This is a genomic window from Rhodococcus phenolicus, assembly GCF_001646785.1.
Taxonomy (GTDB): Bacteria; Actinomycetota; Actinomycetes; order Mycobacteriales; family Mycobacteriaceae; genus Rhodococcus; species Rhodococcus phenolicus.
Map to the genome: position 1 here is coordinate 1 of NZ_LRRH01000015.1, position 25,769 is coordinate 25,769.

General features: G+C 67.1%; 26 protein-coding genes and 1 pseudogene. 12 read left to right on the forward strand and 15 right to left on the reverse strand.

The features are described 5' to 3' along the window. The first annotated feature begins 115 nt into the window (after positions 1–115). Positions 116–478 carry a PadR family transcriptional regulator gene (locus A8G15_RS05590; RefSeq protein WP_068156389.1) on the forward strand — a complete coding sequence of 121 codons (363 nt, stop codon included), beginning with the start codon at positions 116–118 and terminating at the stop codon, positions 476–478. Next, positions 478–1,827: a permease prefix domain 1-containing protein gene (locus tag A8G15_RS05595; RefSeq protein WP_068156487.1), complete on the forward strand. Its 1,350-nt coding sequence runs from the start codon at positions 478–480 to the stop codon at positions 1,825–1,827. Before A8G15_RS05590 ends, A8G15_RS05595 begins: the two co-directional genes overlap by 1 nt. A 451-nt stretch (positions 1,828–2,278) precedes the next feature. On the opposite strand, the gene A8G15_RS05600 is transcribed toward A8G15_RS05595, so the two are convergent. The 8 genes from A8G15_RS05600 to A8G15_RS05635 are packed head-to-tail and all read right to left on the reverse strand — an operon-like array spanning position 2,279 to position 10,236. Further along, positions 2,279–3,151, reverse strand: coding sequence for a TIGR03619 family F420-dependent LLM class oxidoreductase (locus A8G15_RS05600; RefSeq protein WP_068156392.1), 873 nt, complete (start codon positions 3,149–3,151; stop codon positions 2,279–2,281). Positions 3,152–3,162: 11 nt separating this feature from the next. Continuing rightward, positions 3,163–4,227 carry a DUF1214 domain-containing protein gene (locus A8G15_RS05605; protein ID WP_068156396.1) on the reverse strand — a complete coding sequence of 355 codons (1,065 nt, stop codon included), beginning with the start codon at positions 4,225–4,227 and terminating at the stop codon, positions 3,163–3,165. Positions 4,228–4,262: 35 nt separating this feature from the next. Further along, entirely contained in the window at positions 4,263–5,408 is a 1,146-nt protein-coding gene (locus tag A8G15_RS05610) for a sulfotransferase family protein (protein ID WP_068156398.1), read from the reverse strand. A 22-nt stretch (positions 5,409–5,430) separates the two neighbouring features. Next, positions 5,431–6,243: an SDR family oxidoreductase gene (locus A8G15_RS05615; protein ID WP_068156401.1), complete on the reverse strand. Its 813-nt coding sequence runs from the start codon at positions 6,241–6,243 to the stop codon at positions 5,431–5,433. Further along, the gene (locus A8G15_RS05620; protein WP_425415068.1) at positions 6,240–6,641 is read right to left on the reverse strand and encodes a nuclear transport factor 2 family protein; all 402 of its coding nucleotides are present in this window, start codon (positions 6,639–6,641) and stop codon (positions 6,240–6,242) included. The genes A8G15_RS05615 and A8G15_RS05620 overlap by 4 nt, the downstream gene beginning before the upstream one ends. Beyond that, positions 6,642–8,543 (reverse strand): sulfate adenylyltransferase subunit CysN, encoded by a 1,902-nt coding sequence (gene cysN / locus A8G15_RS05625; protein WP_068156404.1) that lies wholly within the window; start codon positions 8,541–8,543, stop codon positions 6,642–6,644. Then, positions 8,543–9,448: a sulfate adenylyltransferase subunit CysD gene (cysD, locus tag A8G15_RS05630; RefSeq protein ID WP_068156407.1), complete on the reverse strand. Its 906-nt coding sequence runs from the start codon at positions 9,446–9,448 to the stop codon at positions 8,543–8,545. The genes cysN and cysD overlap by 1 nt, the downstream gene beginning before the upstream one ends. After that, positions 9,445–10,236, reverse strand: a complete 792-nt coding sequence (locus A8G15_RS05635) for a 3'(2'),5'-bisphosphate nucleotidase CysQ (RefSeq protein ID WP_068156411.1) — start codon at positions 10,234–10,236, stop codon at positions 9,445–9,447. The genes cysD and A8G15_RS05635 overlap by 4 nt, the downstream gene beginning before the upstream one ends. Before the next feature lie 96 nt (positions 10,237–10,332). On the opposite strand from A8G15_RS05635, the gene A8G15_RS05640 reads away from it, so the two are divergent. After that, a complete protein-coding gene (locus tag A8G15_RS05640; protein WP_068156414.1) occupies positions 10,333–10,959 on the forward strand; it encodes a TetR/AcrR family transcriptional regulator in 627 nt (208 codons plus the stop codon). A gap of 159 nt (positions 10,960–11,118) precedes the next feature. Here the strand turns inward: A8G15_RS05640 and A8G15_RS05645 are convergent, their stop codons facing one another. After that, positions 11,119–11,604: an ATP-binding protein gene (locus tag A8G15_RS05645; protein WP_082899679.1), complete on the reverse strand. Its 486-nt coding sequence runs from the start codon at positions 11,602–11,604 to the stop codon at positions 11,119–11,121. Further along, complete coding sequence (locus A8G15_RS05650) at positions 11,601–11,915, reverse strand: anti-sigma factor antagonist (protein ID WP_245687717.1); 315 nt, start codon at positions 11,913–11,915, stop codon at positions 11,601–11,603. Before A8G15_RS05650 ends, A8G15_RS05645 begins: the two co-directional genes overlap by 4 nt. A 323-nt stretch (positions 11,916–12,238) precedes the next feature. On the opposite strand from A8G15_RS05650, the gene A8G15_RS05655 reads away from it, so the two are divergent. Together A8G15_RS05655 and A8G15_RS05660 are read left to right on the forward strand one after the other, a co-directional pair. After that, positions 12,239–12,943 carry a DUF899 domain-containing protein gene (locus tag A8G15_RS05655; RefSeq protein ID WP_068156426.1) on the forward strand — a complete coding sequence of 235 codons (705 nt, stop codon included), beginning with the start codon at positions 12,239–12,241 and terminating at the stop codon, positions 12,941–12,943. Positions 12,944–13,278: 335 nt separating this feature from the next. After that, positions 13,279–14,982: a phospholipase D family protein gene (locus A8G15_RS05660; protein WP_068156429.1), complete on the forward strand. Its 1,704-nt coding sequence runs from the start codon at positions 13,279–13,281 to the stop codon at positions 14,980–14,982. A gap of 40 nt (positions 14,983–15,022) precedes the next feature. Here the strand turns inward: A8G15_RS05660 and A8G15_RS05665 are convergent, their stop codons facing one another. Together A8G15_RS05665 and A8G15_RS32340 are read right to left on the reverse strand one after the other, a co-directional pair. Further along, complete coding sequence (locus A8G15_RS05665; RefSeq protein ID WP_342671551.1) at positions 15,023–15,544, reverse strand: hypothetical protein; 522 nt, start codon at positions 15,542–15,544, stop codon at positions 15,023–15,025. Then, positions 15,518–15,670, reverse strand: a pseudogene (locus A8G15_RS32340) (acyl-CoA thioesterase domain-containing protein); the annotation flags it as partial. The gene A8G15_RS05665 and the pseudogene A8G15_RS32340, both read right to left, overlap by 27 nt. Before the next feature lie 165 nt (positions 15,671–15,835). Here A8G15_RS32340 and A8G15_RS31040 point away from each other — a divergent pair. The 4 genes from A8G15_RS31040 (at position 15,836) to A8G15_RS05685 (ending at position 18,842) form a co-directional block, all read left to right on the forward strand. Continuing rightward, positions 15,836–15,994 (forward strand): hypothetical protein, encoded by a 159-nt coding sequence (locus A8G15_RS31040; protein ID WP_169833861.1) that lies wholly within the window; start codon positions 15,836–15,838, stop codon positions 15,992–15,994. A gap of 53 nt (positions 15,995–16,047) precedes the next feature. Next, the gene (locus A8G15_RS05675) at positions 16,048–17,562 is read left to right on the forward strand and encodes a hypothetical protein (RefSeq protein ID WP_425415069.1); all 1,515 of its coding nucleotides are present in this window, start codon (positions 16,048–16,050) and stop codon (positions 17,560–17,562) included. Between the two features lie 181 nt (positions 17,563–17,743). Next, positions 17,744–18,169, forward strand: coding sequence for a gas vesicle protein GvpJ (gene gvpJ / locus A8G15_RS05680; protein ID WP_245687718.1), 426 nt, complete (start codon positions 17,744–17,746; stop codon positions 18,167–18,169). Positions 18,170–18,200: 31 nt separating this feature from the next. Then, on the forward strand, positions 18,201–18,842 hold the full coding sequence (locus tag A8G15_RS05685; protein WP_068156442.1) for a dihydrofolate reductase family protein: 642 nt from the start codon (positions 18,201–18,203) through the stop codon (positions 18,840–18,842). Between the two features lie 70 nt (positions 18,843–18,912). On the opposite strand, the gene A8G15_RS05690 is transcribed toward A8G15_RS05685, so the two are convergent. Next, positions 18,913–20,520 carry an AMP-binding protein gene (locus tag A8G15_RS05690; protein WP_068156444.1) on the reverse strand — a complete coding sequence of 536 codons (1,608 nt, stop codon included), beginning with the start codon at positions 20,518–20,520 and terminating at the stop codon, positions 18,913–18,915. Positions 20,521–20,837: 317 nt separating this feature from the next. Further along, positions 20,838–21,062, reverse strand: coding sequence for a hypothetical protein (locus A8G15_RS05695; protein WP_068156447.1), 225 nt, complete (start codon positions 21,060–21,062; stop codon positions 20,838–20,840). Positions 21,063–21,312: 250 nt separating this feature from the next. Here A8G15_RS05695 and A8G15_RS05700 point away from each other — a divergent pair, with 250 nt between their 5' ends. The 3 genes from A8G15_RS05700 (at position 21,313) to A8G15_RS05715 (ending at position 25,205) form a co-directional block, all read left to right on the forward strand. Next, positions 21,313–21,921 (forward strand): hypothetical protein, encoded by a 609-nt coding sequence (locus A8G15_RS05700; RefSeq protein WP_068156450.1) that lies wholly within the window; start codon positions 21,313–21,315, stop codon positions 21,919–21,921. Positions 21,922–22,348: 427 nt separating this feature from the next. Further along, positions 22,349–22,603 carry a hypothetical protein gene (locus A8G15_RS05710; protein WP_068156455.1) on the forward strand — a complete coding sequence of 85 codons (255 nt, stop codon included), beginning with the start codon at positions 22,349–22,351 and terminating at the stop codon, positions 22,601–22,603. 13 nt (positions 22,604–22,616) lie between these two features. Next, complete coding sequence (locus tag A8G15_RS05715) at positions 22,617–25,205, forward strand: helix-turn-helix transcriptional regulator (protein ID WP_068156500.1); 2,589 nt, start codon at positions 22,617–22,619, stop codon at positions 25,203–25,205. A gap of 76 nt (positions 25,206–25,281) precedes the next feature. Here the strand turns inward: A8G15_RS05715 and A8G15_RS05720 are convergent, their stop codons facing one another. Beyond that, positions 25,282–25,767 (reverse strand): SRPBCC family protein, encoded by a 486-nt coding sequence (locus A8G15_RS05720; protein ID WP_068156458.1) that lies wholly within the window; start codon positions 25,765–25,767, stop codon positions 25,282–25,284. Positions 25,768–25,769: the final 2 nt, after the last annotated feature.

The window sequence follows — 25,769 nt, forward strand, 5'->3', positions numbered from 1 at the left end:
ATCCCCGCCTACAGCGTCGGGGAACCCGCCCCTGCCCCGTGACGGTCACTCGTTCTTCATACCTAGATCTGCTAGGGTCACCTCTATACATAGAACCACTAGGCATTGGGGCGACATGTTCATCGAGAAAGATCTGGTGGCCGCCTCGGCCACTCCACTCGTGCTCGGAATCCTCGCCGAAGGCGAGTCCTACGGGTACGCGATCATCAAACGCGTCAACGAACTGTCGCAAGGTCGGATGCAATGGACGGACGGGATGCTCTATCCCCTCCTGCACCGCCTCGAGAGGGCGGGATACGTCTCGTCCACCTGGCACGTCGCCGACAACGGACGACGACGCAAGCACTACGCCCTCACCGACGCCGGCCGCGCCACACTCGCCGAACGCGCGGCGCAATGGACTGTCGTCGCCGACGCACTGCAGCAGGTGTGGCAGTCGACGCAGTTGCCGCCCGCTGCCGCGCCGGGGTGGTCGTGATGACACTCGACGCGCATCTCGAATCCCGCATCGCCGGGTGGCGCAGTTACGTCGCCGGCCGGCGAGTGATCTCACCCGCGGACATCGATGAGATGGAAGATCATCTCAGAGAACAGATCTCGGATCTCGTCTCGGTCGGATTGACCGCGGACGAGGCGTTCATGGTCGCGGTCGGCCGGATGGGTGGTCTCGACGAGCTCTCGCGGGAGTTCGCCCAGGAACATTCCGATCGACTGTGGAAGCAGCTCGTCCTCACCCGTGACGCCGACACGGAATCGGGCACTGCGCGCCGGCCCCGGGAACTCGCGGTCGTGCTCGCATCCGCGCTCGGCGCCGGCCTGGCGGTCAGGGCCGGAGTGGAGTGGCTGACCGAGTCGGCACTCGTCCGAAACGCCGCCCTGCTCGTCCTGCCGTTCCTCACCCTGTACTTCGCATGGAAACGCGACATGGGCATCAGAAGGACTGCGGCCCTCGCCCTCCCGTTCGCCGCGGCTGCGGTCGTACTCAACGTGTTCCCCTTCGAGCCGGGGGGTGTCACCGAGATCATCGCGGCGATCCATGCGCCCGTCGCCCTGTGGTTCGCGGTGGGAGCCGCCTACGTCGGGGGCGATTGGCGTTCCCATCGCCGGCGCATGGACTTCGTGCGCTTCACCGGGGAATGGGCGGTGTATCTGGCGTTGCTCGCCCTCGGTGGTGGCGTCCTGGTGGGACTGACGGCGGGAGCCTTCGGTGCCCTCGGAATCGACATCGAACCGTTCTTCGAGCAATGGATCGTTCCGTTCGCCCCAGCGGGAGCGATCGTCGTCGCAGCGTGGCTCGTGGAAGCGAAACAGCAAGTCGTCGAGAACATTGCGCCCGTCCTCACGCGGGTGTTCACACCGATCACGATCGTCATGCTGATCGCACTGTTCGTCGCGGTGATCGCGTCCCGCAGTGTCGTCGATGTCGACCGTGACCTGCTGATCCTCATGGATCTGATCCTCGTGCTCGTGCTCGGGCTGCTGCTGTACTCGATCTCGGCCCGGGACCCGCACGCCGCACCGAACGTGTTCGATCTGCTGCAGGTCGTGCTGATCGCGGCGGCGCTCGCCGTCGACCTGCTGATGCTCACCGCGATGGCCTCACGCATCGCCGAGTTCGGGTTGACCGCGAACAAGGTCACCGCGCTCGGCCTGAACCTGGTCCTGATGGTGAACCTGGCGTGGGCCGCTCGGCTCGGCGTCTCGTTCCTCCGAGGGCGTGCGGGTTTCTCCGCAGTCGAGAGGTGGCAGACCCGGTATCTGCCCGTCTACTGCGGGTGGGCGGTACTCGCGATGGTCGCGATTCCACCGCTCTTCCGGTTCGTGTGAGCGCCTCCGGCACGGGACCACGGTACGTGGGCATCGGCGCGCCCACCACGTCGATCATCGACCGGCCGCCGAACGACTCGGCGGTGGTGCTCGGTCAGCACGTCATGCCGGGCCCGGCGGCACCGTGCTCGCCAGCCCCGGGACGGCAAGGGCCGCAGCGCGAAGCGTGCAGACCAGGATGTCCGGTCGCGGGCGGGCATCTCCCGGATCGCGAACGCCGACTCCGACGCGTCCGGTGCTGCGGTGAGCTCGGTCCGGCGTCCGATCGCCGATTCGGCATGGTCCCACTCCACCCATGAGGGGAGGCAGGCACCGTTCCGGGGCCGCGGGTTCGGCGCATCGGAATGACCGACTGGTGTGGCTCTCGTGTTCGGTCCTCCTCGTCCTGTGAAACAGGAGCGCCCTGGCCGCCGGGCTGTTCACCGGCCGCCAGGGCGCCTGTCGAGGCGGATCAATCCCTGATTACCTCGTCGGCGAACCGGCGGATCGAATCGAGCCGCGCCGCGCGGCTCGTGAAGTCCGCACCGTAGAAGTGCCATGGCGAGATCCGGCACTCCGTGACACCGATCTCGGCCAGCACCCGATACCCGTCGACGTCTCTCACGCCCGTCGGAGACACATTGATCTCGAAAGGCTCATCAGCACATCCATATTCGGTCCGCAGCTCGCCCAACCGTGTGATCGCGGAGGCGAGTTCGTCGACGTGGGCATTGACCGAGATCCACCCGTCGGCCAAGCGGGCGGCTCGGCGCAGACCCGGCTCGCTGTGACCACCGACGTAGATCGGCACCGGCCGGTCCGGGGCCGGGCTGATCATCAGCCGGTCGAAGTCGAAGTGCTTGCCGTGGAACTCGACCCATTCGGGTCCGTTTCCGGCGCACACCGCCTTGACGATCCGAATGGCTTCGTCCGTGCGAGCGCCCCGGGTCCGCATCTCGGTCCCGGTGAACCGGAACTCCTCGGGGATCCAGGACAGGCCGACGCCGACTGCGATCCGGTTGTCCGACATCACGGCCATGGTCGCGATCTGTTTCGCGGTGAGCAGCGGATCCCGCAGTGGAAGCTTCAACACGTTCGTGTAGAAGCGAAGTCGCTCGGTCACCGCTGCCATGGCCGTCATCGCGATGAACGGGTCCGGCATCGGCGTCTCGGGCGCCCACATGCGTTTCCCGTCCGGCGAATACGGATAGTCGGCCGACACCGTCTCTGGGTAGAACACCGAGTCCGGCATCGCAATCGAGTCGAACCCGACCTCTTCTGCGACCCGGGCCAGCTCGCACAGGTCTCGGGCGTCGATCATCGCCGCGGCCAACGACCATTTCATCGAATCGGTACTCAGATCTTCACGACCTTCGACGTCGGGATCGGGTGCGAATCCGCCTTGATCCAACGCATCGCCCAGGTGCCCTCGCTGTGGCCGTCGGTGCTGATCCAGTTCCCGTAGCCGGGGTCCTCGGCTGCGACCACGATCGTTAGAGTTCCGTCGTCGTTGACCTTCGCGGTGTGGTTGTTGATGTAGATGTTCGCCCGGTGGTAGTCGAGAGATTCCACCCAGAAGTTCTGCAGCACGAAGTTGTAGTACTCGCAGTTCGGAATCTCGGTGTCGATGACCCACGCCTCGTCGTCGGCGAGCTTCCAGTACCCGTGGAAGTAGAAAATGCTCGGATCACCGCCGGCGTTCTGGAACTGCTCCTGTCCCCGGTCGAAGATTTCGTTGGGCTGCGGCATGAACTCACGCGACCATTCGAGGAAGGTGTCGGCCGAACCCTTCAGCATGCCGATCGCGCGGTCGAGTCGCTGGCTCAGCTCGTCCTCGGTCAGTGGAACGACCTCCCCGTCCGGGTTCAGGCATTCGATCGACAACTCTGCCGGAGTCTCGTTGCGGCGGTCCCGGTAGGTCTGGCGGACGGAGATGAGGTTGCTCTCCGGGTCCATCGGCAGCCACGCAGTGCCGTCCGTCGGCTTCTCCGCGCTCGCGATGAACTCGAATCGACCGTGCTCGTCGACCTCGAGGTCGTGGATGTGAAGGTCGCCGGTCTGCAGCATGGTGCCGTCGATGTGGTACCGGTTGATGCGGGAACCGAAGGTGATCAGGGGGATGGTCCCCCGCGTACCCGTGATCCGGTAGCTGTACTTACCGGAAATGTTCGCGCGCATATAGATGTTGTCCGGATTGTCCGCACCGATCTTCGTCATCATGTTCGGGTTCGGCGCGGACGTGAACTGCGGCCACCGCGGATCCGTGTACTCGACGCAGTTGATCGTCGAGTAACGCAGCAGACGCGACAGGTAGCGCACGCCCTCGGCCTGCGTCAGCGGATCCTGCGGGACGATCGGGTCCGACAGGATCTTTCCCACGTCGAGCAGGTCCGCGCAGAATTTCTCCCAGGTAGCGTTCATGTCAGTATCCCCGTTCCGGTGTCTGTGTCGGATGGTCAGCTTGTGGTCGCGAACTTCGCATCGACGTCGGCAGCAGTGACGCCGAACTCCTCGAGCGAATAGCGGTGCGCCGGCCGGCGATGCTCGGCGAGACTGGCCTGGTGCGACGCCACCACCGCGTCGCGGGCCGCGTCCGTGAAGGGCAACGCGAACTGCGCATAGATCTTCTCGACGGTGCCGACCGCGTCGGAGACGAAGTCCTGGTAGTCGACGTCGATGAACTGAGCCGGGTTGTACCGGCGGCGGGCCGTGTCGAAGTGCGCGTTGCCGCGCGCCCAGAGATCCAGCTGGGTGCGGCCGATGGTAGGACGGTCGAAGGCCTTGGACATGTCGTGTCCGCCCTGCTCCGAAAGGCTGAAGGTGGACGCCATCGACGTGCGGGGGTCCCGGAAGGTGCGCACGAACAGCGCGTCCGGGTAGACCGACATGATCTCGTCGATCGCAAATACATGGCTGGGGCTCTTGAGCACCCAGCGCCGATCGCGATCGTTCAGCCCGATCAACTGCAGATTCTTCTTGTGGCGCGCATATGTCTCGGTCCAGTCCTGCCGGGCCAGCCACTCGGAGTAGGTGGGCACGTGCGCGGTGGTTTCGAAGGAGGTCGAGAGCATCGTCTGCTGCAGCAGCCGCCAGCATTCCTCGACCTCCTCCGCTCCCATGAAGTGCACCTTCATCAGGTCGGCCTCGTTCCGCTGGCGAGCCCGATAGAAGGCGTCGGTGCGCAGGAAATCCTGGTTCTCTGCCCACCTGTGACGAGCGGGGCGTGGCTGCGGTCTTTCGGCGAGCCACATCTCGACACCCTGATGTGCCGGGTCTGCTCCGAGCAGGCGGTGCAGCGCGGTGCTACCGGTTCGCGTCAATCCGACCACGAAGATCGGACGCTCGATCGGAACGTCCACATGCTCGGGATATTCGGTGAATCCGGCCTCGCTCACCAGGCGCCCTGCGAGAGCAGCGATGATCATCTTGCGGGCGATGATCTTTCCGTGGGGAGTGAGGTCGGCGTCGCGCTCGTACGATTCCAGGAGGACCCGGAGGCCCTCGCAGTAGCCGTCACCGCCGAAGTCGGCGTACCCGGCTGCCTCGCGCGCGGCCTGCTGCAGGTCCTCGATCGAGCCGATACCGTTGTAGTCGTGTGTCATCGATAGTCCTTGGGGAAGTGGATCAGTGGTGCGCGTGGCCGCAGTTGACGTCCAGGCACTGTCCGGTGATCGCGCGGGCGAGGTCGGAGGCGAGGAACAGCACGGCGTTCGCGATATCGTCGGGTTCGGGTAGCCGGCGCAGATCGGTGCCGGCCGCGATCTCGGTGTAGACCACGGCCGGATCGACGCCGCGCTCCTCGGCCTGCTTCTCGACCATCCGCTTGACCCGCTCCGCCCAGATATAGCCGGGGGCAACAGAGTTCACTCTCACACCCATCGGCCCGAGTTCGACCGAGAGACTGCGGGCGAGGGCGAGCAACCCGGACTTCTGCACGCGGTAGGCACCGAAGTTGGGCAACTGGTTTCGCAGGACCATCGAGTTGATCATCACCACCGATCCCTGGGAACGTTCGAGCGCGGGCGCCAGTTTGCGGGTCAGGTTGAGTGCCGACAGGAGATTGATGTCCAAGCCCTGCCGGACCGTGTCGAAATCGGCGTCGAGCAGACGCTCGTGCGGTGGCTGCACGAACGCGTTGTGCACCACCGTGTCCACGGTTCCGAACTCAGCGAGTGCCGACTCGACGAGACGTGCCACCGACGCGTCGTCGGTGAGGTCGGTCGGGACGGTCACCGCGGTACCGCCCAGTTCACGGATCTCCTGGGCCACCTCGGTCAGGCGTGTCTCGGTGCGGGCAGCCAGGACGATCCGGGCACCGGCGAGCGCGCCACGGACCGCCACGGAACGGCCGAGCCCCGTGCCGACACCCGAGACGACCAGGACTTTGCCTTCCAGCAGTGCCGGCACCGCTGGCGTTGTCCCGACGGCGTTCGTCATGCCCGTGCCGCCGGATCGATCACGACGCTGAGCGCGACGATCCGTCCGTCGTCGTCGAACTCGAAGAGGTCGGCTGCGAGGAATGCCGGCATCCCCTCTCGTTGGACCCGCAATTGCGTTGCCGCATAACGGCCGGAAACGACGATCGGTGAGTGGCGGCTCACCGAGAACGCGACCTTCGCGTTCTCGACGTCGAACGCGCGGATCTCGTCGACCCCGCGATAGGTTCGCACGCCGAGCGGCTCGTGCTGAACCGCGTCGTCCGCGAACAGGGAGACCAACCGATCCACATCGTGATCTCCCAGATGCTTCACGTACGACTCCACTACCGAACAGATCTCGTCTCGTGTGGGCAAGAAGGCCGCCTTTCGTGATGGTGGGTGGTACTCGGGAAACATTCAGACGATCGTTCCGAGACTGCGCAGGTGCTCGATGATCAGCCGGGCAGCCTCTTCGGGAGACGTCGCGGTGGTGTCGATACGCAGGTCCGGGTTCAGCGGCGGCTCGTACGGGGAGTCGACGCCGGTGAAGTTGATCAGCTCCCCGCGTCGCGCCTTCCGGTAGAGCCCCTTGGGATCACGCTCCTCCGCGACCTCGATGGGGGCGTCTATGAAGATCTCGCAGAAGTGATCCGCACCGACGAGCTCACGCGCAGCTTCGCGCTCGGCACAGAACGGCGAGATGAACGAGGCGAGGACGATCAGTCCGGCGTCGGCCATCAGTTTGGCCACTTCGGTGACGCGCCGAATGTTCTCGACACGGTCGGCGTCGGTGAAGCCGAGGTCCCGTCCCAGCCCGTGCCGCACGTTGTCACCGTCGAGGAGGTAGGTGTGGCATCCGAGGGCGTACAGCCGCCGTTCGAGTTCGTTTGCGACGGTCGACTTCCCCGAACCGGAGAGCCCCGTGAACCAGACGATGTGCGGCCGATGGCCTTTGAGCAGCGAACGGGCCTCGCCGTCCACGTCGACGGCCTGCCAATGGATGTTGTCCGACCGGCGGAGCGAATGCGCAATCATTCCGGCACCGACGGTGGCGTTGGTCAACCGGTCGATGAGGATGAAGCCTCCGGTGTCGCGGTTGTCGGCATACGGATCGAAGGGCACCGGCCGATCGAAACTGATGTTGCAGACGCCGATCTCGTTGAGGGCCAACGTATTGGTCGCGGTCTGTTCCAGCGTGTTTACGTTGACCTTGTACTTCGGCCGGGTGACCCGGGCCTGGACGGTCATCGTGCCGATCTGGCACAGGTACGGCCGTTCCGGAAGCATGTCGTGCTCACCCATCCACACCAGATGCGCCTCGAACTGGTCGGCCACGCACGGGAGGGCGTCCACACCGGCGATGACGTCGCCGCGGCTGATGTCGATCTCGTCGGCGAGCGTGACCGTGACGGACCGGCCGGCCACGGCCTCGTCGAGATCGCCATCCATCGTCACTATCCGCTCCACCACGGATTCACGCCCGCTCGGCAGCACGCGAACCCGGTCTCCCGGCCGCACGACACCACTGACGATCCGACCCGAGAAGCCTCGGAAGTCGAGGTCGGGCCGGTTCACCCATTGCACTGGCATCCGGAAGGGCGCGGTCTCGTCGGCGTCGTCGATCTCGACGGTCTCGAGGTGGTCGATCAGCGTCGGACCGGTGTACCACGGAGTGTTCGGACTGGGCGCGGTGAGGTTGTCGCCCATGTACGCCGACATCGGGACCGGCACGACGTGTGTGAGGCCGATCTCGGCCGCGAACGCCGCGTACTCGCCGGCGATGCGCTCGAAGACCTCCTGCGAGTAGTCGACGAGGTCGAGCTTGTTCACCGCCAGCACCACGTGCCGGATGCCGAGCAGCGATACCAGATAGGAGTGCCGGCGCGTCTGCGTGAGCACGCCCTTGCGGGCGTCGACCAGGATCACGGCGAGGTCGGCCGTCGAAGCCCCGGTGACCATGTTGCGCGTGTACTGCTCGTGTCCGGGGGTGTCGGCGACGACGAACTTGCGCCGTTCGGTGGTGAAATAGCGATACGCGACGTCGATCGTGATCCCCTGCTCGCGTTCGGCCGCGAGTCCGTCCACCAGCAAGGCGAAGTCGAGTCCTTCGCCCTGGGTGCCGACCTTTTTCGAGTCGCTCTCGAGTGCACTCAACTGGTCCTCGAACACCAGCTTGGACTCGTACAGCAGCCGCCCGATCAGCGTGCTCTTTCCGTCGTCGACGCTGCCGCACGTGATGAAGCGCAGCATCGACTTGTTCGCGTGCCGTTCGAGGTACTGCTCGATGTCGTCGGCGATCGGATTGGGCGCGTGGGCCATCAGAAGTACCCTTCCTGCTTCTTCTTCTCCATCGAGGCACTGCCGTCGTGGTCGATCACCCGGCCCTGGCGCTCGGACGTGGTGGTGAGCAACATCTCCTGGATGACTTCGGTGAGGGTGGTGGCGGTGGACTCGACAGCGCCGGTGAGCGGATAGCAGCCGAGGGTCCGGAAGCGCACGCTGCGCATCTCGGGAACCTCGCCGGGGCGCAGGGGCATTCGGTCGTCATCCACCATGATGAGGGTGCCGTCCCGTTCGACGACGGGCCGCTTCGCGGCAAAGTAGAGCGGAACGATCGGAATGTCCTCCTGCCGGATGTACTCCCACACATCGAGTTCGGTCCAGTTGGACAGGGGGAACACCCGAAGCGTCTCTCCGGGCGACTTGCGGACGTTGTACATCTGCCACAGTTCCGGGCGCTGCCGCTTGGGATCCCACCGATGCTCGGCCGAGCGCACCGAGAAGACACGTTCCTTCGCGCGGGACTTCTCCTCGTCGCGGCGCGCGCCACCGAACGCGGCGTCGAACTTGTGGAGGTCGAGGGCCTGCTTGAGGCCCTCGGTCTTCCACATGTCGGTGTGAGTCGACGAGCCGTGGGTGAAGGGATTGATCCCCTTCTCGATGCACTCGGGGTTCCGGTGGACGAGGAGGTCGAAATCACCTGCAGCGGCGGTCTCGTCGCGCAGCTTGTACATGTCCCGGAACTTCCACGTCGTATCGACGTGCAGCAGCGGGAACGGCAGGCGGGACGGATGGAATGCTTTACGGGCAAGGTGCAGCATCACGGCGCTGTCCTTGCCGACCGAATACAACATCACGGGGTTCTCACTCCCGGCGACGGCCTCCCGCATGATGTGAATGCTCTCGGCCTCGAGTCTCTCGAGGTGGGTCAGCGCACGGGTCATCGTGCAAGTACCTCCAGTGCTGTGCCTGCCCACTCGGGGCGGCAGATCAGTAGATCGGGCAACCAGGGGTTCTCCTGGTTGTAGACGAGTTCGGACCCGTCGATGCGGGAAACGTGAAGTCCGGCAGCACGCGCCACGACAACCGGCGCCGCCGAATCCCACTCGTACTGGCCACCGGCGTGGGCGTAGATGTCGACGTCGCCACGAACCACCGCCATCGCCTTCGCACCGGCCGAGCCCATCTCGACCAGTTCGGCATCGAGAGCCGAGGCCAGCGCCGTGACGGCCTCCGGACGCCGGGTCCTGCTGACGACCACCCGCGGCACGCTACGCAGCGGTGGTCGGTCGACGGGAGCATCCAGAGTCGAGTAGGTGATGCCGGCGGCCGGCATCGCGACGGCACCGGCGGTGAGCACGCCGCCGTCGACGAGGGCGACGTGCACGGCCCAGTCGAACCGATCCGGTTCCCCGAATTCGCGGGTGCCGTCGAGCGGGTCGACGATCCACACCCGGCTCGCGCCGAGCCGGGCGTGATCGTCCGCGCCCTCCTCGGAGAGCACCGCGTCGTGCGGAAACCGATCCCGCAGCGCGTCGACGATGAACTCGTGACCGAGCCGGTCGCCGGCGGACCGGACTTCCGAGGGGTCGACGCCGGGCAGCGACAGACGCTTCCGCACATCGATCAGCAGTCTTCCTGCGTCCGTTGCGATTCCGACTGCAGCGTGTGCATCGGCACTCGCTCCGGCGGCGCGATCGAAAGTGGCCGAGGTCACGTCGGGAGTGGTCATGAGAGTGACTGTAGCCACAGAATGAACAATGTTCAATCCAGGAACGAACATTGTTCATTCTTGGATGCGGGTAATCGGCCCGGCTACAGTGTTGCGGTGAGTGCAACGAGCGGAGGGTCGATCTACGGCGATGCGGAAGCCCGGCGCCGCCGAACACTCGACGCTGCCGCGGCACTACTGGACGAGGGCGGCTACTCCGCACTGACGATCCGGTCCGTCGCACAGCGCGCCGGGACGAGCACCGGCCTCATCTACCAGTATTTCGCGGACAAGCAGGACATCTTCATGGCCCTACTCGACGAGAACATCGTCGAGTCGACGCAGACCATCGCATCCCTCCCCCGAGACCGAGGCGTCACCAGCCTGATCGCCGCGATCATCGCCGAATCCACCCAACGCTGGGGACACCTCGGACGCATGTCCCAAATGTGGCGCGACGCCGAACGCGCCGCCGGCACGGACCGCGAATCACTACGCGCAGTACACAGTTCCGGAGCACGCTACGACGAAGAAGTCCTGAAGGCCGTCACCGAAGCCGCCGCACAAGAAGGACGCGTCCTGCGCGAGGACACCGCAGTTCTCCCCTTCGTCCTGTCCGGAACACAAGGCGTCGCCGCCACCGTCGCCAACAATCGCATACCCCACCTCGACCCGACCGAATTCACGCAATTCTCCGCCGCCGCACTCACCCGCGCGATCACACTCATCGAACCCTCTGCCTGAACCGCAGGACCTCGTCGCGCCTTCGGATCCGGTTTCTTCGAGCACGTTCACGACCTCGCGGCCGCGTCGGCCGGCCGAGTCGAGCGGCACCGGCCCGTCTGCACGGGCGGGTGGCAGAAGTCCACCCCGAGATCGGCGGTCACACTACGGTCGTGCTGTTCAGTGGACGAGGGACGCGCCCACATCGACAGGGTGCTCGAAGTTCCGGTGAAGGCGAATCTCGGTACCTCCGCGCAATGACGTGATCCGGAAATCATCACTGCAGGCACGCATCAGCGGCAAGCCGCGACCACGACGGCTGCGAGTGTTGTCCGTCGGCGGCTTCCATGCCCCGCGGTCGACGATTGCGACGGTCAGGACACCGTCGTCGGTGCGACCTTCGGCGAGCAGATCGAATGTGCCCATCTGCCCCGGCGGGTAGGCATGTTCGACGACGTTGGCCAGCGCCTCGTAGGTCGCGAGCGATACGTCGGCGACTGTTTCCTCGGGAAGCCCGACTTCGTGGGTGAACTGCGTGAGCTGGGTGCGGATTGCGCCGAGTACATGCATGTCGGCCGGGACTGCATCGAGTGTGAGGCGGTGACGTCGGCTGTTCTTCGTGGTGTTCATCGCCGAGGGTCGCACGGTCTGTTGTTCCTCGCTCATACCGTCGACAGGGCCGCTTCTACTGTCGGATGGATCTCGAGCGCCTCGGTCAGTCCCACCAGCCTCATGGGCCCGACAGTGGCGGGCCCCTCGGCAACGATCAGAAACCGGCAGCGACCGTCCAGGTCATCGGCTGTGCGCATCAACGCTGCCAATGCCGCCGACGGCAGGAACTGCACCCCGAGCAGATCCACCAGCACAGCGCACGTTCGGTACCGCTCGGCCATCTCGGTGATCGCGCGTTCGAATGCCGGAGCGGTGCGCACGTCGATGTCGCCGGACGCACGCAGCATCGCCAGGTCTTCGGTCACTTCGACTCCGATCCTCAGGTGGAAACCGGAAGCATCGGTGGCACCGAGCTCTGTCGTCACCGGCTGCACATGTGTCACGCCACCTCATCGCTCCCTCTGCTGTGTGCCGACGCGCCGACTCTGCCTAGAGCACCGGATACGGCGGGCGGCAGTAGCCGTGATCAGCATGTGATGCTTGGTCTCTCTGCCGAAGTCACCGGGTCGCGATCGCAGCGACGCTGCCCGCTCGACCCTGGACCGGCGGTCCCACGAGAACGCGATGACTTTCGGGTCCGAATCCGGTCGACACCGGAGAACAGATCCGTTCGACTCCGGGAGAGACCATGACCCGACGGACCGCCAATGCCCTACCTCCGATCGTCGACCAGCAGACCTGGCAGGCAGCACTCGACAACCTGCGGAGACGGGAGAAGGCCGCCACGCGTGAACTCGACGCCATCGCAGCGCAACGCCGCAGGCTGCCGATGGTCGAACTGCCCGACTACACACTGATCGGCCCGAACGGCCCGATCCGACTCGTCGATGTGTTCCAGGACCGCTCACAGCTCATCGTCTACCACCACATGTGGTCCGACGGCGCGGAGTGGCAATGCGGCGGCTGCACCGGCCTCACCTCGCAGTGGACCCGGCTGGGCATCCTCGACAACTACGACGCCCGCATGGTCATCGTCACCAACGGCCCCATCGCCGAAGCACTGGCCTACAAGACCAAGGTCGGCAACGAGATGGACTGGTACTCGTCCTCGGAGAGCTCGTTCGGCGCAGACCTCGACGCGCCGCCCGGCGGCGGCTTCGCAGTCAATGTGTTCCTGCGCGACGGCGACAAGGTCTACCGCACCTGGCACACCACCGGACGCGGAACCGAACAGCTCAGCTACACATTCGCCCTGATCGACATCCTTCCGTGGGGCCGCCAGGAGGAATGGCAGGACTCCCCCGAGGGATGGCCGAAATCACCCACCTACTCCAAGTGGCTCGACTCACCCGACGTGGCACGGCTCTACGGGCCGGCCACCGATAACCGGTAGGAGCCAGCGAATCGGCGGGGCGGAATCCGGTGATCCTCGATGACGGCCGTGGTCGTTCTTCGGCCCCGTGACCGCGAACGCAGTCGCGCCCCTCCCCGGCTCTCCTCGCATCCGCTCGACGCCCAGCCATCCGCCGGCGCCATCGTCTCAGCGTATGGCCGGGGACCGAGCGGATACGTCGTGCGCACGGCCGGGGAGTTCGGAGGAGCCGGGACTCACGGACGCCGGTCACGCCTCGGACGCGAAACAGGCGCCCGAACCGGTCATGTGCTGTGCGGCGGCGACGAAGCCGGGGCCGCTCTCTCCCGTCCACGACGACCTGGCAGGATACCCGGATGCCCCAGAACCGGATTCGAGCGACGGTCGGAACCGAGTTGCGCCGGGCCGGTGTCCTCGCGCGGCGGTTGTCCTCGGTCTTCGGCCGATCAAGCCTCGCGCTGACGGGGCGCCGTGAGCACTTCGACCCGGCGCATCCGTGGTTTCTCACCGACGCGGAACGCGGAAACAGCGACACCAGGATCCAGCCATGGACGGACGGCAACGATGCCGTTCCGCTGATCCACGGCAAGGTGTATTTCGCGGCGTTGGCGGAAGCCCTGCACCGCGCCGGCCCGAACGACCTGGTGCTGTTCACGGATTGGCGCGGCGACCACGACCAGCAGCTCGTCGACGGGGTGACGGTGGCCGACGCGTTCGCGGGCGCCGCCCGCCGCGGCGCGGTCGTGAAGGGCATCATGTGGCGCTCTCACATCGAGACGCTGGGCTACCCCGGTCGCCGTAACCGCACACTCGCCGAGATTCTCGAGGCGGCCGGCGGCGAGGTGATCCTCGACCAACGAGTTCCCTCCCTCGGCAGCCATCACCAGAAGTTCGTCGTGGTGCGCTACGCCGACGCGCACACGCAGGACGTCGCGTTCGTCGGCGGTATCGACCTCGCGCGGGCGCGACGCGACGACGCCGACCACTACGGTGATCCGATGAGCCGGCCGTTCCCACCCGAGTACGGCGAGACCCCGGCATGGCACGACGCGCAGTTGCAGATCCACGGTCCCGCCGTCCGCGACATCGAAGACGTGTTCCGTGAGCGCTGGGAGGATCCTGCTGCGCTGTCTCGACTGCCGTGGCACGCCCTGCCCGACATCCTCCGGGGCCTCACCCGAGCACCGTCCGAATTGCCCGCTCCTGCACCACCACCCGCTCCGTGTGGAACCTGTTCGGTGCAGTTGCTGCGAACGTATCCGCGACGTCGCCCCGCGTATCCGTTTGCGAGGGACGGAGAGCGGAGCGCAGCCAGGGCTTACGCGAAGGTGCTGCACCGGGCCCGGAGTCTGGTGTACGTGGAAGATCAGTACCTGTGGTCGGTGGATGTGGCGCGCGTGTTCGCCGAGGCGCTGCGCCGCGAACCGCGACTGCGAATGGTGGCGGTCGTCCCGAAGTTCCTCGACGACGACAGCCCCATCACCATCCCGTCCGCATTGCTGGGGCACTCGTCGGCGCTCGAGACCATCCGTGAGGCGGGCGGAGACCGCGTGCTGGTACTCGACCCCGAGAACGATCGCGGCATCCCCGTGTACGTGCACTCCAAGGTGTGCATCGTCGACGACACGTGGGCCGCGGTCGGCAGCGACAATTTCAACCGGCGCTCCTGGACCCATGATTCGGAACTGACCGCCGCCGTCCTGGACACCGCGCGGGACGAGCGTGTGCCGGTCGATCCCGCCGGGCTCGGCGACGGCGCGCGCCGCTTCGCTCGTGACCTACGGCTCCGGTTGGCCTGCGAGCACCTCGGCAGGGACGACGGTGACGACGCGGACCTGATCGACCCGGACCGGTTCTTCGATGTCGTCGCTGCCGCCGCCGATGCCCTGGACCGCTGGCACAAGGCTCCGTCGGCAGGTACCCGTCCGGCGGGCCGACTGCGCCGCCACGACATCGACGTGCCCCCGAAATGGCAGCAGCGCGCCGCCGCCCTCGTCTACCGGCTGGTGGTCGATCCCGACGGGCGGCCTGTCCGGATGCGGTTGCGTCGCACCTACTGAGACCGGATCGACGTCTTCCTCCGCGTGCGCACAGCGCCCGTCACCGTCCCGCGGTACTCGCGTACAACGACTGCGCGCAGGCGCCGACGATTCCGGACACGTCGGCCAGCCGCGCATATGCTGCGGCGCCGTGACCCCGCGCGCTGTGGGTCTCCGATCGGATACCGATCCAGTCACCGACCGGATCACGATGGACGACCACGTGCAGGTCGGAGTTGATCGCAGGATAACGCCGCGGACCGCGGCCATACTCACGCCGCTCGACGAGTCCGCGAGAATCAGGTACCCGTTGCCAGGGCGTGAGTTCCTCGCCGGGCAGGCGTGTGCACAGCGATCTCCCCCACGCCTCCGCCGGACCGAACTCGGCGAAACTTCCTGTGGTGAAACGGAACTGTGTGGCGCTCAGGTAGCCGTCGACGTGGGCCCCGGGGATCACGCCACCGTCCTCGGCCCGATCGGTCTCGCCACGCAGGTCCGATGCGATCTCGGGAGTGGCGGGGTAGTCACCGCCGATCCGGGGAAACCTCCATGCCCGAACGCACAGCACCGGACGGTCCCCCACCGTGCCGGTTGCTTCGAGCAGGGCGGTGCGCTTGCCCGGACGCATCACCGAGGTGGTCACGGCGATCGGCGCGACCCGTATCGGCGCGAGAATGTCCACCGACACCCGGCCCAGCCGCTGATCGTCGGCGACGTACTGCTGCTCGGTCCTCGGTCATGGGCCGATCCGATCGTCACGGCGGGCAGCCGACGGCCGAGCGGATCCGAGGTCGTCCTTCCGAGCGCCGCAGCGTGGATTACCTTCCGCATTCGTGTCACCGTGGAGACGGATCCTTTCCAGGAGGTGCACATCATGGAGCACACTCAGCCCGGCAGCGCCGTACAGGAATGCCCGGACTGCCACGCACTCGCCGCAGACCTCGAGGCTCACAAGCAGTGGCACTCCAGGGTCGTCCACGACCTCGCCGTCGCCGTAGAGAAGGAAGTGGGCAGACGGACGAAGACGCCCTGACCGGAGCCGGTCCGGGATTCGGACGCGCCGGCGGCGACGTGCGAACGGGGCAGATGCGCTGGTGGCCGCTCGCGGGCGCGGCGGCGTTCGTTGTGCTGCTCGCCGGGACGGGCACGATTCCGACCTGGCCGGGGCTGATCCACCTGGTGGCACTGCCACCGCTGGATCAGTTCGCCGACCTGCGGATCCTGCTGTCACGGGCATCGTCGTGGTCCGCCTTCCTGGTGTTGCTCGCCGGGGTGACCGCCGCCCGGGTGGTGCTCATGGCATGGCTCCTGGGCGGACTCGACACCCGCCGCCTGCGCTTCGCGGCGCTGTTCTACGCGGTCGCGCTCGGGCCGATGCTTCCGGCCGCGTTCTTCGACGCCGCCGCCTACGCGGTGCTGTACTCCCGGCTGTTCTGGCCCGCCGTCGCCCTGGTCGGGGTGCTGGTACTCACCCTCGGCCCGGTGCCGTGGCAGGGCGGTCCCGGGTTGCGCGGGTCCATCGTCCTGACCTGGCGACGGGGACTGCGGGCCGAGGTGATGCTGCCGTACTGCGCGGCGATCCTGGCGTTGGGTGCCGTGGCAGACCGGGTCCCGGTCCTGACCGTGCCGCTCGTGCCGGTCTCGGCGCTCGCGACCGGCCTGACGATCCGGGCGATGGACCGCCGGGCGCTGCGCCGACCGGGGGTGGTCCTGGCGGCGCTCGTCGTGGTTCTCACCGCCGCGTCGGTTGCGTTCGTCGCGACCCGAAGGTACGACGTGCCGGAAACCGGCCCGCCACAACCGGGTTCGCTGTTGATCGTGCCCGGAATCGACTCCGCGTCGGGCCGGGGCCCGATTCACGCGACGGACGTGCACCGTCTCGGTTACCGCTGCGACCAGGTGTATTACTACTCGTATGCCGGTCCCGGCGACGGGCGGCCCCAGGGGGACGCGCCCTGTCCGATCCGTACCGGGGCTCTCTACGGGCCCGCCGACACCGGGAGACCGTTCGACGAGCAGGTCGATCTGTTCGTCGAGCAGGCGTCCCCACTGCCTCGTCCACTCGTGGTCGTCGCGCATTCGCAGGCCGCCTGGGTGGCGTGGGAGGCCGTCGCCAGCGGGCGGGTCCACGTCGACGCGCTGCTGCTGGTCGGCGCGTTCACGAGCACACCGACCGGCTACCCTCCGCCGCACGTGAACGATCCCGGCCGCGTCCCGGGCGACCTGCTGCGTGTCGCAGCATCGGCAGCCGGTCGCGTCGACTTCCACTTCGACCCGGATTCCCCCGCCGCGCGGGAACTGCTCGGCACGGCAGGGGCGGCAGAATCCGTTCTCGCTCGGCCACTTCCGCCGAGCGTACGTGCCATGAGTCTGCCTTCGGTCACCGATCTGCCCTTGATGGCGGACCACCGGCCGGCTGTCGAGCGAAACGACTGCCCGGCGCGCGTCGCCCACTCGAACCTGCCCACCTCGGCGGCATTCGAGGACGCGACGATCCGCTTCCTGAACGGCCGCCCTCCCCCACCGTGCCCGCCGTGGCGGGACCGAGGCGCCGTGGTCGTCCGGCCGTTCGGGATGCCCTCGGGACAGGCATTGCGATGATTCCGATGTCCGCGTCGAGGATCGCCACCGAGGTGGGTTGCCGAAGGAGCATGATGGACAGGTGACCCCTGCGGCGCCGGAGGTCGCCGGTCGATGGTGCCCGGCCGGATGCCGGGCCGTAGGACGTTGCCCCACAACATGTTTTCTCGCTCGTGGCACCACACGATGAGGAGTGACCGCCATGACATCGATCCAACCCGGCGGCAGTGGAGGTGGCGGGACGATGGCCCGCCCGAACTCGTCCGGCCTGGCGGAGGTCATCGACACCATTCTGGACAAGGGCCTCGTCATCGACGCCTTCGTGCGAGTCTCCCTCGTCGGCATCGAACTCGTGACCATCGACGCCCGCATCGTCGTCGCCAGCGTCGACACCTACCTGCGGTTCGCCGAAGCGGTGAACCGGCTCGAGATATCCCAAACCGAACCGAAGGGCCTACCCGAGATTGTCGGCGACGTCGGAGGCAAGGCCATCGAAAGCGCCGCGGGGCACAAGACCAACAGTGCCCTGGATTCGGCGGCCGAGAAGATCCTCGGATTCCTCGACGACGTCTCCGAGCAACGCCGGCGCACCCCGCGGCCAGTGCGCGGCAAGGGCGACGACCGGTGAAGACCGGGACACCGACTCACGGGAGTACGGAATGGGCCTCATCCACATCGAACTGTTCACAACCCTCGATCTGGTCGGGCAGGCACCCGGCGGCCCCGAGGAGGACCCGGTGGGGTTCCCGTTCGGCGGCTGGCAGGCACCCCTGCTCGACGAAGTCACCGGGGCGCAGGTCGGTGCCGCGTACGAGGGCACGGACGCTCTCCTGCTCGGCCGGCGGACCTACGACATCTTCGCCGCCTACTGGCCGCACCAGGAGGGCGGAGAGGACAACGACATCGCGACGCTCTTCAACCGCGTTCCCAAGTACGTGGCCTCCCGCGGCAGACCCGATCTCTCGTGGTCCGGGTCCACACAACTCGGTCCGGATCTGGCCGGTGCGGTGCGCGAGATCCGTGACCGGCACGAGCACATCAAGGTCGTCGGGAGCCTCGACCTGGTGCAGACACTCCTGCGTGAGAAACTCTTCGACCGGCTCGACCTCTGGGTGCACCCCATCGTGCTCGGTATCGGAAAGAAGGTGTTCGACGGTGGCGCAGTGCCCACGAACGTCACCCTCCTCGAACCACCGACAGCCGGCCCGAAGGGCGTCGTGTACCTGCGGTACGGGCTCGCCGACGGCACGCCCGGGACGGGGGACATGAGCGCACCCGATCGCGGAGCCCTACAGGACTGAGCGCGACGGGCAGGTCCGGGAACGGCCGACCGGGTGATCGGACGGCTCGTCCCACAGACCTGCGCGGACCCTACTGTGCGGCCCGAGCGGTGGCCCACCGGTAGTCCGCCTTGCCGGCGGGAGTGCGTTTCACCTCGTTGACGACGACGATCGAACGCGGGATCTTGTATCCCGCCAACGACCTGCGGCAGTGTTCCTGGACGTCCTCCAACGTCAGCTCGTCCGCGTCCGGGTAGGTGGCGATGACAGCAGCGACGGCCTGTCCCATACGCTCGTCCGGTACCGGCACGACGAGGGCGTCCGCGACCGCCGGGTGTGCGTGGAGTGCGGCCTCGACCTCTTCCGCGAAGACCTTCTCACCACCGGTGTTGATGCACTGCGAGCCGCGCCCGAGGAAGACGATGGTGCCGTCGGCCTCCACTCGGCCCATGTCGCCGAGGATCGAGAGGCGGGTGCCGTCGGCGCGGGCCGGGAACGTCCGGGCCGTCTTTTCCTCGTCCTTGTAGTACCCGAGCGGGACGTTTCCGATCCGCGCGATGTAACCGACGGCGTCGGAGCCCGGCGGGATCTCCTCGAGTCGTTCGTCGACCAGAATCATGTTGGGCGACGGTGGCATCCGCAGATTTCCGGCTTCGTCGACGGTGAACGCGCCGTCGTTGCCGGATTCCGAGGCGCCGAAGTTGTCGCGCAACAACAGGTCCGGTTTCACCGCGAGCATCCGGTCGCGCACACTCGTCGACCAGATCGCGCCGCCCGAGGTGATCGAGAAGAGCGAGCTGTAGTCGACCTCCCCCTTCCTGCGTTCCATCTCGTCGACCAACGGCAATCCCATTCCGTCACCGACGATGAGGATCACCTGCACCTTGTCCTTCTCGATGGCCTCGACGACCTTCTTCGGGTCGAAGTCCCGACGCAGCACGACGCGGGCGCCCAACGTGAAGAACGTGAAGAGCGAGTACAACGCGGCACCGTGCATGAGAGGCGCAGCGATGAGGAACGCCAGGTCGGGAAATTCCTTTGCCCCGGCCGCGACCTCGGCGAGATCCTTGCGCGGTTCGTTGCCGTACGGATTACCTCCGGACAGCGGCTTGCGGAAGAAGTCGTCGTGCCGCCACATCACGCCCTTGGGGTACCCCGTGGTCCCGCCGGTGTAGAGCAGATACACGTCGTCTCCCGAGCGCGCCGGGAACTCGGTCGTGGTGGGCAGATCGTGCGCGTCGGCGAAGGAGATCAGGGCGACGGACCGGGCCTCGGCGGCGTCCCGGAGTTCGTCCGTGGTGTCGCCGACGACGAAGACCGATCGGATCAGCGGACAGCTGTCGAGCAGTGAGGCGAGAACCCGCTGATGGTCGGGAAGCTCGACGACGACCGCGACCGAATCGGAGTTGGTGAAGATGTACTCGAGTTCGGTGGGCGTGTACCGGTAGTTGACGTTGATCGGCACAGCGCGGATCTTGATGAGGCCGAGGATGCTCGTGACGTGCTCGACACTGTTCTTGAGGAACAGCGACACGTGATCGCCCTCGGAGATCCCGGCTCGGGCGAGGAGTTGCGCCGTGCGGTTGGCTTCGGCCTCCAGTTGCGCGTAGGTGAGGTTCAGATCTTCGTAGGTGAGTGCGATGCGATCCGGCACCGCGGCGGCGACCGTCTCGAATACATCCGCGAGGTTGAACTGCATCGTGAATCCCCTCCTGCAACCGTCCGAGTCCGTTTCGTCGGGCTCTGCCCTGGAATCTAGAACACGTTGCACCCTTATCGGAAGGGTTCGCGCGGATTGCCGCCGTGATCGGTGGCCTCGTCGCTCACCCGAGCGGCGGAACCGGCGCACGCCCGGGGCGGGAGCTCGTTCCGGCCTGTTCGGCGGGTGTGCTCGTCGACCTCGACCGGCCGCCGGCCATCCGCAGACGCGAGGGTCGCGACGAATGGCCGGCGGCCGGACGGGTCCGGTTCGGGACTACCGGAACGTTGCGGCTACCGCTGCGCCGGGACCGGCACTCACGGCACCACCCAGATGGCCGCCCAGCCGTCGTTCCCGTAGTTCTGGCAGTCGTAGGTGTTGCCCGGTGCCGCGTTGTCCATGATCCACTGCGCACAGGACCATTCACTGCTCAGGCCGGTCTTCAACGGAAGTCGAGTCTCCGCCGAAGCGGTGCCCGCCGCGCCGGCGACGACGGCCGTCGTACCGGCCGCCACGATCAGTGCTGCGATCAGTTTCCTCATTCGAGTGCTCCCCACTGTGTGTTCGTCGGTGAAGAGGCGTCCGTGCGCTCTTCACGGATGAGAGTGCGGACCCGCACGCTATGTTCCCTGTCCGCCGAAAAGATCTCCGCTGGTGGATTTTTCGGCTTACGGAAACGGACCGGCACGCGACCTCCGGCGAGTTCCACACGGCCGGGAACATTTCCGGCTCCCCCCGCCCTCATACCTTCGGAAAAAGCGACCGCACCCCGATGGTAAGGAACCAACCGCCATGACCAGTCCCGCGCAGGACACCGACCGGACCACCACTCCGGCATCGCCATCCACGGAGGCCGCAGCCGCACCCGCCCCGGCTCCCGCACCCTCCGCGCCCACACCCGCTCCGGATCCGACGAGCACCGCCTCCGATCTCGGCATCGACGTCGGCGGCATGATCAACGACCCGAACCGATCGGTCGACCTGTCCATCGACGTCGTCGACGGTGGCATCGACATCGACACCGGCCTCGAGACGGGTGCCGGCGTAGAGGTGTCGGTCAGTGCGCCGGGTGGCGTACCCCAGGTGAGTGTCGGTGGTGGCGGTCGAGTAGCGGCCGGCGGACAGTTCGACACCCACGGAAGCTACGACGACATCGATGTCGCCACCGATGCCGACGCCGGCACCATGGACGCCGATATCGAATCCGTCGACGCATCCGCTTCCGGATACGGCGGCATCGAGGCGGGCGCCGAGTTCGGAATCGACTTCTCCGCGAGCCCCGTCGACGGCGGTATCCCCGGGATCGGGGTCGGTGGCGAAGTCGGGTTCGACACCCGGAGCGGACTCGATCTCGACGCCGGTTACGGCAACTTCGACCTGCACAGCGACACCGGCATGTGATGTGTGCTCGTATCCGGCGAACCCGAATCACCGGAAACAGGAGACATAGTCGGCGAAGGGCACCTGACCGGTGGGTCTGGCCTCGACGGCGGCGGCACGAGCGAGTGTCGAACCGTCGTGTCGGTGAGGATCCGGGCACCAGCATCGATGACCTCTGCTGCCTCACGGCTACCGCCGATTCCACCGCCGGTGACAAGCTCGTGATACTGCCGGTCGGACAGTGCGTCGGCGGGGTGCTCCGCGTCTTCGCTTCGGGACCGCCGCAACTGCGTCGCACACAGCTCAACCTCCCAGAACACCGTCGGGAGATCGGACACGAGCCTGCGATTCAATGCGTGGCTCGTTCGAGTAGTCCCGGGGGCGAATCGGCGGAGTGAGGTACGGACATACTCGGTCACCGGGTCGCCGGAGGAAGCACACTCGTCGTATGTCCGATGAGCTGAGCGATCGCGAACGTGCCCTGCGACGATTGCCGCTGCCGTACTCACTGGCGTTGAGACTGCGCGACGGAGGAGTGGATCCCGAGGTGATCTGCGAATACATCGGCGTCGATCCCACCTCGCTCGGGGGCGTGTTCCGCATGGCCGAAGCCAAGCTTGCATGCCTGAGCGATGCGTGGTCCGGCACGAGCGGCGACGATCCGGGCGCAGTTCGCGGCATGCCGGCGGCGCCGGATCCGTAGTATCGATGTGGTGATGCAGGAGTGGCCCCTGATCGGCCGCTCGGAGGAGTTGACGTTCATCGACTCCGCGCTGCGGCGGCGTGACTCGGCGAGCGGAGTGGTGCTGGCCGGGGGCGCCGGTGTCGGAAAAACGCGTCTCGCTCGCGAGGCCGTCGAACTCGAGCGGCGGCGCGGCGCCTGCGTCCGCTGGGCGACTGCGACCCAGTGTGCGCGTGCGGTTCCGCTGGGGGCGTTCGCGGACCTCCTGCCGGAACCCGGCGATCCGCAGACACTCGTGCATCGAGTTGTCGACCGGCTCCTGGGCGGGCAGAGCCGGGTCGTGGTCGCGGTCGACGACGCGCATCTGCTCGACGACCTCTCGGCGCTGGTGGTGAATCAGCTGGTGCTGCAACGACGAGCGACGGTGGTGGCGACCGTGCGCGCGGGTGAGCGGGCACCGGATGCGGTCGCGGCGGTGTGGAAGGACGAGCATCTGGAAAGGCTGGAAATCCAGCCGTTGTCCGAACAGGAGATCGATGCCCTCGTCTTCGCCGCCCTCGACGGGCCGGTCGAGGGCGGGGTGGTGCGGCGACTGTGGCGGCTCAGCCGGGGAAATGTGCTGTTTCTCCGGCAGCTCGTCGCGTCCAGTGAGTTCCGACGCGACAGCGGCGTGTGGCGATTGGCCCGTGAGATCGATGTACCGCCGGTGCTGTCGGACATCGTGGAGGCCCGGATCATGGCCCTGCCGAGCACAGTTCGCGCAGTCGTCGACCTGTTGGCCCTGAGCGAGCCGTTGCCGGTCGATCTGCTCGACGACGCGGTCGAGCGAGGTGCCGTCGAACGGGCCGAGGATGCCGGAGTGGTCTCGGTGGAGCCGGACGCAGACCGGTGCGACGCCCGGTTGGCACACCCACTGTTCGGGGAGGTCCGCCGAACCGGCATGGGCCTTCTGCGTGCGCGACGACTGCGCGGAGAGATCGCGACAGCCTTGGGAGACAGCGATTCTCGGCACTCCGATGTTCCGGCCCGGCGTGCCGTGCTGCTGCTCGACTCCGATCTCGCGGCAGATGCGGAACTGTTCATCCGGGTCGGTGAACACGCTCTCGGCCTGGCGGACTTTCGGCTCGCCGATCGCCTCGGCCACGCTGCCCTCGATGCCGGCGGCGGGTTCCGTGCGCAGGCGATCGTGGCGTACGCGGCGATGTGGTCGGGCGGGCCCGAGGTCGCCGACGTCGAACTAGCGGAGCTGGCCGTGCTGGCCGGCGACGACAGCCAGTTCGTCAAGGCGACGGTGACCCGGGCGACGAACCTGGCCTTTTTGATCGCCCGGCCCGACGAGGCCCGCGCGATCCTGACCGAGGGTGTCGACCGGGTCGTGGACCCGCTGCTGCGCGACACGATGCGGGCGCTGGGCGCGATGATCGACGTCACGACCGGTCGCCTCGGCACGGGACATGCGGTCGCGGCGGAGGTTCTCGCCGACACCCGTTCCACCGATGCGGCGATGGTGTTCGCCTCGTGTGCACTGGTCCTGTGGGCAGCGACCACGGGCCGGGACGAACTGACCACCTATGCGGAGCTGGGGTCGGCCGCCTGCGAGAAGGTCACCGAATTCGGCAATTTCCGAGTGCCGCTGCTCATGCAGTACATCAGCGGCCTGATCTGGGCCGGCCACCTCGACCGTGCCCGAGCCGAGGCGGAACGGTACCGGCGAGCGGTCGGGGACGCCCCTCTGGCGGGTGGCATCTACCTCACCGGCATCACGCTGCTCGCCTGCGGTGACCTCGAGGCCGCGCGCACCGTTCTGCTGGAGGCGCGAGCCGCGACCGCGGCGACGCGGAGCCAGGGCGGTTTGCTCTACGGAACGCTGGTCGAGTTGACACGCTGTCTGGCCGTCCGCGGCGAACTCGACGAGGCCCGTGAATCCCAGGCGGAGATGCGACGCCGGGCGAGTGTGTCCGCCGCGTTCGACGAACCGCTGGAGCACCTCACCGATGCGTGGGTCGCGGCTGCCGAGGGCGGCATCAGCAACGCGATCACCCTCGCGCACGCTGCGGCGTCGACAGCGCAGCAGCGGGGCCAGCACATGCACTCGGTCATCTGCCTGCACACCGCGGTGCGATTCGGGGATCGGACCGTGGCCGCCGCGCTCGGCGAACTGGCGGCCGAAGTGGACGGGCCCAGGGCAGCGGCCGCGGCCACCCACGCAGCGGCGCTGGCCGCCGACGACGCTCCCGGCCTGGCCGCTGTCGCGGCGGCTTTCGAACGTATGGGTGACCGGCTCTGCGCCGCCGACGCGGCCGCGCATGCGGCCGACTCCTATTTTCGCCACGGCCGCAAGGGTTCCGGCAACCTCGAGGCGACACGTGCGCTGCGGATCGCCGCCGATTGCGGCGGCGCGCACAGCCCCGCGCTGTCACTGGTGGCCCGTCCGCTGCCGCTGTCGGCCCGGGAACGGGAGGTCATCACCCTCGCCGCCGAGGGCCTGACGAACCGGGAGATCGCCGCGAGGCTCACCCTCTCCCAACGCACGGTCGAGGGTCATCTCTACCGCGCGAGCACGAAGCTCGGTGTCACCAGCCGTCACGAGTTCGCCGCGATCATCGGCCTGGACACCGAATAGCGGCGCTCTCCCACCCGGCAGCACCCGTCGAGCCGGGCCGCCTCGACGTACGAGGCGGCCCGGCCGCGGCGGGTGGTCAGGAGCCGATCAGCTCGTCGATCTGGTTGATCGCCGAGGAGGCACCCTCGACGACGCCCATGTCGAGCACCGTCTGGAGCTCCTCGGCGGATGCGTAGGTGCTCACGTAGGTCGCGCGGGTGCCTCCGTCGTGTTCGGCGAAGGTGAAGACGTTCTCGGAGACCGGCAGTTCCGGATTCGGTGTGAAATCCTCGTCCGCGAAGCCGTCGTCGAACGTGAAGCCCGTCGGTTCGTCGACAGATTTGATCTGCCAGTATCCGGCGTGCTTGTCGCCTTCCGGTCCCGTCATGTAGTAGGTGACGCGGCCGCCGGGCGTGAGGTCGTGATCGACGACCGTCGCGGGATAGGTCGGCGGGCCCCACACCTTCTCCAGCTGGCGCGGATCGGCGTAGACCTGCCAGATACGCGCGACGGGCGCGGCGAAATCGGCGGTGATGGTCAGTGTTCGGGCGTCGATGTCGTGTCGGACGTCGGTGACAGGCATGT

Bases quoted from the DNA above. Each gene is read 5' to 3' on its own strand.
- A8G15_RS05690 (WP_068156444.1), bottom strand. From the start codon at position 20,520: ATGCAGTTCAACCTCGCGGATGTATTCGAGACGGTCGCCGCCGCGGTG.
- A8G15_RS05700 (WP_068156450.1), top strand. From the start codon at position 21,313: ATGACCAGTCCCGCGCAGGACACCGACCGGACCACCACTCCGGCATCG.
- A8G15_RS05675 (WP_425415069.1), top strand. From the start codon at position 16,048: ATGCGCTGGTGGCCGCTCGCGGGCGCGGCGGCGTTCGTTGTGCTGCTC.
- A8G15_RS05645 (WP_082899679.1), bottom strand. From the start codon at position 11,604: ATGAGCGAGGAACAACAGACCGTGCGACCCTCGGCGATGAACACCACG.
- A8G15_RS05655 (WP_068156426.1), top strand. From the start codon at position 12,239: ATGACCCGACGGACCGCCAATGCCCTACCTCCGATCGTCGACCAGCAG.
- A8G15_RS05590 (WP_068156389.1), top strand. From the start codon at position 116: ATGTTCATCGAGAAAGATCTGGTGGCCGCCTCGGCCACTCCACTCGTG.
- A8G15_RS05615 (WP_068156401.1), bottom strand. From the start codon at position 6,243: ATGACGAACGCCGTCGGGACAACGCCAGCGGTGCCGGCACTGCTGGAA.
- gvpJ (WP_245687718.1), top strand. From the start codon at position 17,744: ATGACATCGATCCAACCCGGCGGCAGTGGAGGTGGCGGGACGATGGCC.
- cysN (WP_068156404.1), bottom strand. From the start codon at position 8,543: ATGGCCCACGCGCCCAATCCGATCGCCGACGACATCGAGCAGTACCTC.
- A8G15_RS05595 (WP_068156487.1), top strand. From the start codon at position 478: ATGACACTCGACGCGCATCTCGAATCCCGCATCGCCGGGTGGCGCAGT.
- A8G15_RS31040 (WP_169833861.1), top strand. From the start codon at position 15,836: ATGGAGCACACTCAGCCCGGCAGCGCCGTACAGGAATGCCCGGACTGC.
- A8G15_RS05620 (WP_425415068.1), bottom strand. From the start codon at position 6,641: ATGTTTCCCGAGTACCACCCACCATCACGAAAGGCGGCCTTCTTGCCC.
- cysD (WP_068156407.1), bottom strand. From the start codon at position 9,448: ATGACCCGTGCGCTGACCCACCTCGAGAGACTCGAGGCCGAGAGCATT.
- A8G15_RS05660 (WP_068156429.1), top strand. From the start codon at position 13,279: ATGCCCCAGAACCGGATTCGAGCGACGGTCGGAACCGAGTTGCGCCGG.
- A8G15_RS05605 (WP_068156396.1), bottom strand. From the start codon at position 4,227: ATGAACGCTACCTGGGAGAAATTCTGCGCGGACCTGCTCGACGTGGGA.
- A8G15_RS05695 (WP_068156447.1), bottom strand. From the start codon at position 21,062: ATGAGGAAACTGATCGCAGCACTGATCGTGGCGGCCGGTACGACGGCC.
- A8G15_RS05600 (WP_068156392.1), bottom strand. From the start codon at position 3,151: ATGAAATGGTCGTTGGCCGCGGCGATGATCGACGCCCGAGACCTGTGC.
- A8G15_RS05715 (WP_068156500.1), top strand. From the start codon at position 22,617: ATGCAGGAGTGGCCCCTGATCGGCCGCTCGGAGGAGTTGACGTTCATC.
- A8G15_RS05720 (WP_068156458.1), bottom strand. From the start codon at position 25,767: ATGCCTGTCACCGACGTCCGACACGACATCGACGCCCGAACACTGACC.
- A8G15_RS05685 (WP_068156442.1), top strand. From the start codon at position 18,201: ATGGGCCTCATCCACATCGAACTGTTCACAACCCTCGATCTGGTCGGG.
- A8G15_RS05635 (WP_068156411.1), bottom strand. From the start codon at position 10,236: ATGACCACTCCCGACGTGACCTCGGCCACTTTCGATCGCGCCGCCGGA.
- A8G15_RS05610 (WP_068156398.1), bottom strand. From the start codon at position 5,408: ATGACACACGACTACAACGGTATCGGCTCGATCGAGGACCTGCAGCAG.
- A8G15_RS05710 (WP_068156455.1), top strand. From the start codon at position 22,349: ATGTCCGATGAGCTGAGCGATCGCGAACGTGCCCTGCGACGATTGCCG.